Origin of the sequence: Microcoleus pseudofavosus SVA1_A4 (assembly GCF_036700565.1) — a bacterium.
In the GTDB taxonomy this organism is placed as follows: Bacteria; Cyanobacteriota; Cyanobacteriia; order Cyanobacteriales; family Microcoleaceae; genus Microcoleus.
The window spans coordinates 1-1,204 of sequence record NZ_JAUBPE010000194.1; the positions used below are offsets into that span (position 1 = coordinate 1).

Annotated in this window: 2 protein-coding genes; both read left to right on the forward strand. The window is 40.4% G+C overall.

Going from position 1 to position 1,204, the window contains the following annotated elements:
- Positions 1-178: 178 nt before the first annotated feature.
- On the forward strand, positions 179-655 hold the full coding sequence (locus QUA02_RS33430; protein WP_333034023.1) for a hypothetical protein: 477 nt from the start codon (positions 179-181) through the stop codon (positions 653-655).
- Positions 656-975: 320 nt separating this feature from the next.
- Positions 976-1,134, forward strand: a complete 159-nt coding sequence (locus tag QUA02_RS33435) for a pentapeptide repeat-containing protein (RefSeq protein WP_333034025.1) — start codon at positions 976-978, stop codon at positions 1,132-1,134.
- Positions 1,135-1,204: the final 70 nt, after the last annotated feature.

The window sequence follows — 1,204 nt, forward strand, 5'->3', positions numbered from 1 at the left end:
ATTTCTTTGAATACAACTTGATATTTTCAGTATATCATATTAGTTGATTTGTGTAATTAATTTTGTTGAGCTACTTACCAGGCGTTTACCTTGGCTTTTTGTAGGAAAAAACTACACTGCTGGTGCGGCGCAAGGTTGTTTTATTCGCGCTAATAGTCAATTTGTCAAACCAGTACAGATGTCACAGACTCGCGTACAACCCCAAACGAATCAACCGCTAGCAAGTTCCACAGCACTGCCGATGGAGCTTGGTTTTGACGAAGGATTTGGCTCGATTGTAGTACCAGAAAGCGATACCACAGCATCGGCCTATGGAGGACGCTTAAGGCGATATGATGTTCACATTGCCAAAATGTTTGAAGTCACCCACTTTATGTGTCAATCGGGGAATGTAACACCCGGTATTACTTGGAATTACGCGGCTGGAGGTGGCAGGATTAATATGGGAAGTTTTGAAATAACCTGCCGACTTGCTAATCAAATAGTTATTGCCTATGGTTTAGGTAAGTCGGAACCTACGAATGTTACTTTTTCGGCTGGTGAAATCGGTCGCCCCTCTGTCAGCAGTTTCAACGTTCCCATCCTAGATATTACAGGTAATAAAGTACCGCGCTGGGTGAGTTTTGTGCAGGGATTTCAGCCAGTGAGGAGGTAGGGGGATTTGTAAGATGTAGGGTGTGTCATAAGTAAAATTATTCTTTCATCTAAAATCAATTTCAATTTGACGCACCCTACATCTAAGCCTTGTGATTAAACTGGTTAAAATGGCTAATTTTGCTATTGAAGCTCGGCCTCGTTAGCTAAAGGTTCGATAACACTGCCTCAGGGCAAGTCCTGTTCTCAAATTGGAGATTTATTTTCCCTGACGCATCGTACAAGTGCTAAACGGTAATAAGTTAGTGTGATCGCTGCTGGAAGTCTGCCGACGTTAAGTTAATATTGATAATTTTTGATTTGGTTGTAGAGGCTCACGATATGGATACTCAGGAACTTTTAAATCATTACCAAACAGGCAAAAGGGATTTCTCTGGTATTTACTTAAGCGATACCGATTTGAGTGGTGCTAATTTGAGTCGTGCTAATTTAAGCGGTGCTAATTTAAGCAATACCGATTTGAGTAGTGCTAAGGAATGAAAATTTAATAACATCGGCGATGTATAATAAATAAATGAGTGAATATGAATAGGTTTAGGTTTCGGTAGAT

Excerpts from the sequence above, each read along its gene's own strand:
- QUA02_RS33435 (WP_333034025.1), top strand. The coding sequence starts at position 976 with ATGGATACTCAGGAACTTTTAAATCATTACCAAACAGGCAAAAGGGAT.
- QUA02_RS33430 (WP_333034023.1), top strand. The coding sequence starts at position 179 with ATGTCACAGACTCGCGTACAACCCCAAACGAATCAACCGCTAGCAAGT.